General features: G+C 72.9%; 3 protein-coding genes. 2 read left to right on the forward strand and 1 reads right to left on the reverse strand.

What is annotated here, in order from left to right:
- Nucleotides 1–396: 396 nt before the first annotated feature.
- Nucleotides 397–549, reverse strand: a complete 153-nt coding sequence (locus AC0CYZ_RS06455; RefSeq protein ID WP_472213465.1) for a hypothetical protein — start codon at nt 547–549, stop codon at nt 397–399.
- A gap of 79 nt (nt 550–628) precedes the next feature.
- On the opposite strand from AC0CYZ_RS06455, the gene AC0CYZ_RS06460 reads away from it, so the two are divergent.
- Together AC0CYZ_RS06460 and AC0CYZ_RS06465 are read left to right on the forward strand one after the other, a co-directional pair.
- Complete coding sequence (locus tag AC0CYZ_RS06460; RefSeq protein ID WP_472213467.1) at nt 629–1,936, forward strand: heparin lyase I family protein; 1,308 nt, start codon at nt 629–631, stop codon at nt 1,934–1,936.
- A gap of 150 nt (nt 1,937–2,086) precedes the next feature.
- Nucleotides 2,087–3,748 (forward strand): acetolactate synthase large subunit, encoded by a 1,662-nt coding sequence (locus AC0CYZ_RS06465; RefSeq protein WP_472213469.1) that lies wholly within the window; start codon nt 2,087–2,089, stop codon nt 3,746–3,748.
- The last annotated feature ends 196 nt before the right edge of the window (nt 3,749–3,944 follow it).

Genomic DNA, 3,944 nt, shown 5'->3' on the forward strand with positions numbered 1-3,944 from the left:
AGAAGCTCCCGGTGGCCGCGGGCACCACGGCGCCGCAGTGGGCGGCCGCGTCGCTCGGCAAGGTCGTCGCCGCGATCCCCACCGACGCCGGGCCCGCGAAGGCGCCCGGTACCGCGCCGCAGTCCGGATCGGGCGGGAGCACGGCGTCCGAGGATCCGGACGCGCAGGCGACCGGCACCGCCGACCCGGGGACGGGCGCGGGCGGGACCGGGACGGGCGCCAGGGGTCGAGCGCGGAGCCGTCGTCCTCGGGGGCCGACACCGCGAGCACGGGGACCGGCAGGACGGGTGGCGCCGGTGCGGCGACCACGACGCCGCCGGCGAGGTCGACCGGTACCGGGAGGACCGACGGCTCCTACGACGGGGGCGGCGCGGCCGGTACCGGGACCGCCGGTTCCTACGAGGGTGGGTCGGCCGGCGACGGCGGGTCGTCGGCGGCCACCCCGACCACGGCCCCGTCCGGGTCGTCCACGGCCGGCGGAGCCGGGACGGGGGCAGGGGTGTCCACCCGGCGCTCCGGGTCGGCGTCGTCGGACGGCGGCGACGCCACGGGCTCGACGGGGACCGGCTCGCGCGGTTCAGGGTCGCGGGCCTCGTCGGCGCAACCGGACGCCGGCGGCTCGGGGACCGTGTCCTCCGGACAGGGTTCGGCGGGGACGTCGCCCTCGGGTTCGAGGACGGGCACCGGCGTCACCGGTTCCTCGGCCGGTGCCGCGGGGTCGAGTACCTCGGCGAACGGGACGGGTGTCGAGCCCACGACGACCGCCCCGTCCGGCCGCCGCTCGACCGGTACCGGCTCGACGGGCACCGGCTCGTCGGGGGAGTACGGGGCGGGCGAGGAGACCGGTTCCGGCTCCGCCTCCGCCACCGAGGCGCCGACCACCACCACGAGCGCCGCGCCCTCCGCCGGGAGCCGCGGCAGCGAGAAGACCGGCAAGGACAAGGACAAGGACGACGACAAGGAGAAGGACAAGACCGGCGGCAAGGACGGGAACCGCGGCAAGGACGAGAACCGCGGCAAGGACACCGGCGCGTCCTTCTCCCTGGCGAGCGGCCTCGAGGGGTTCAAGTCGACCCCGTGGAACAACCAGGGCGCCACGGACCCGAGCGCGGCGGCGTCGCCGAACGTGCCGGGACGCGAGGCGGTCAAGTTCGAGATGCCCGGGGGAGGGAAGCGCACCGAGGCCGAGCCGGACATCCCCGAGTTCAAGGAGGGCGAGAAGGCCTTCATCGGCTACTCCGGCTTCTTCGACCACGGCTTCCCGACGAACACCGACACCTGGCAGCTGATCATGCAGTTCAAGCAGCCGGGGACCGGGAGCCCGCCGCTGGCCGTCGAGGTCGGCAAGGGACAGCTGCGGCTCGCGAACGACGGGGGCAGCCAGAAGGACTTCTGTCCGGTCACCCAGGGCGCGTTCTCGTTCCAGCTCGGCGTCACCTTCGGCGGCGCGATCGACGCCTGGTGCAACGGCAAGCAGACGCTCACCGGCTACACGACCCCGAAGCCGAACGTGCAGGGCAGCGCCTACCTCAAGACCGGCATCTACCGCGACGAGTCGATCAGGCAGGACAGCACGCTCTTCCTCAACGACCTCAAGGTCGGCAAGACCCTCGAGTCGGTCTCGGGGCTCGCGGGCGCCGGGAACGGGTCGACGGCTACCGCGGCCACGACCGGTCCGGCCACGACCGATCCGGCCGCGGACGGGACGGCCGACCAGACGGCGGCCGCCACCTCCACCGCGCCGACGACGAGCGCCCCCGCCCCGACCGCCCCGGAGGCGACCGCCGACGCCCTCGGAGCCGGGACGGGAGCGGGCGCGACAGGCACCGGGTCCGGCTCGGGGTCCTCCTCGGAAGCCTCGAACTCGTACTTCACGGCCGGACCCGGGGGCGCCCCGCCGCCGGGCCCGCCTCCCCGTCGACCGGCCGGACCGTGACGAGGGCCACCGATGCCGCCCGGCTCGCCGTCGCGGGGCTGGCCTACGGTCCGGTCGGGGGAGCCCTCCGCCCATCGGGACGAGTAGGGATGAACCCCCGCCGCGACCGGGTACACGACCGGTCGTCAGCGATCAGTGGGGAGCGTGACCGTGAGGGCCAGCGATCTGTTCGTCCGGTGTCTGGAGGCCGAGGGCGTCGAGTACGTGTTCGGCGTACCCGGTGAGGAGAACGCCGATCTCCTGATGTCGATGCGCGACTCCGCGATCCAGTTCGTGCCCACGCACCACGAGGCCGGGGCCGCGTTCATGGCCGACGTGTACGGCCGGCTCTCGGGCCACCCGGGGGTCTGCCTGTCGACGCTCGGCCCGGGGGCGTCGAACCTCGTCACCGGCGTCGCCAACGCCAACATGGACAACTCCCCGGTCGTCGCGATCACCGGGCAGGGCGCCACGACGCGGCTGCACAAGGAGTCGCACCAGGCGATGAACGTCGTCGAGATGTTCACGCCGATCACCAAGTGGACGACCTCGCTGCGCGACGAGACGACGATCCCCGAGGTCATCCGCAAGGCGTTCAAGCTCGCCGCGGCCGAGAAGCCGGGGGCCACGCACGTCGAGCTCCCCGAGGACATCGCCAAGCACGAGGTCGAGAGCGAACCGATCGTGCCGCCGGAGAAGGTGCGCCGGCCCGTGCCCGACGACAAGTCGGTGCAGGCGGCCCTCGACCTCATCGCCCGCTCGGAGCGACCGGTGCTCCTCGTCGGCCAGGGCTGCGTCCGCACCCGCGTGAGCCGACAGCTGCAGCGCTTCGTCGACGAGACCGGCATCTACGCCGGCATGACCTTCATGGGCAAGGGCGCACTGTCCGACCGCCACGAACGCAGCCTCTACGCCGTCGGCCTCGGCTCCCGGGACTACGTCACCGAGGTGTTCGAGGCCGCCGACCTCGTGATCGCGGTCGGCTACGACATGGTCGAGTGGCCGCCCGCGCGCTGGAACATCGGGCGCAGCAAGAGGCTCCTGCACATCGACTTCGACCCCGCCGAGGTCGACGGCGCCTACCGCCCGAACGTCGAGATCGTCGGGGACATCGCGGCAGCCCTCTGGCACATCAACGAGGGGCTCACCGAGGACCACCACTTCCCCGACATCGACGGCCACTCCCGCGCCCGGGCGCACCTCACCGAGGAGATCAGCGAGGGCGGGGCCTCCGCCGAGAACGAGACCGGCGACTTCCCGATGAAGCCGCAGCGCATCCTGGCCGACCTGCGCGCCGAGATGGGCGACGAGGACATCCTGATCTCGGACGTCGGGGCCCACAAGATGTGGATCGCGCGCCACTACCCGACCTACGACCCGAACAGCTGCATCATCTCCAACGGCTTCTGCTCGATGGGGATCGCCGTTCCCGGCGGGGTGTCGGCCTCCCTGGTGCACCCCGACCTGCGGGTCGTCGCGATCTCCGGCGACGGTGGGTTCCTCATGAACGGCCCGGAGCTGGCGACAGCGGTCCGCCTCGGGGTCGCGCCGGTCAACCTGGTCTGGGAGGACAACGGCTACGGGCTGATCTCCTGGAAGCAGGAGGTCGAGTTCGGCCGCCACTTCGGCACCGACTTCCCGTCGCCCGACCTGGTGAAGATCTCCGAGGGTCTCGGCTGCCACGCCCGTCGGCTGACCAGTGCCGACGAGCTCCGGCCCGCCCTCAAGGAGGCGTTCGACCAGCGCGACCGGCCGTCGGTGATCGTCGTGCCGGTGGACTACCGGGAGAACGTCAAGCTGACCCGGCGCCTCGGCCAGCTGATCGCGCACTGAGCCCGTCCGCGCCCGGGGTCAGGTCCGCTCCACCCGGCGGACCTGACCACTCGGACGCCACGACGTGATCAGCAACTTGTCCGCCGACGGCGCGATCACGGTGTGGACCAGCTCGGTGACGGCGACCGCGAAGTAGGACCCGTCGGGCCCCTCTCCGGGACGACCGATCTCCCTGACCCGCCCGGCGACCCACGCC

Source organism: Actinomycetospora sp., from assembly GCF_055612215.1.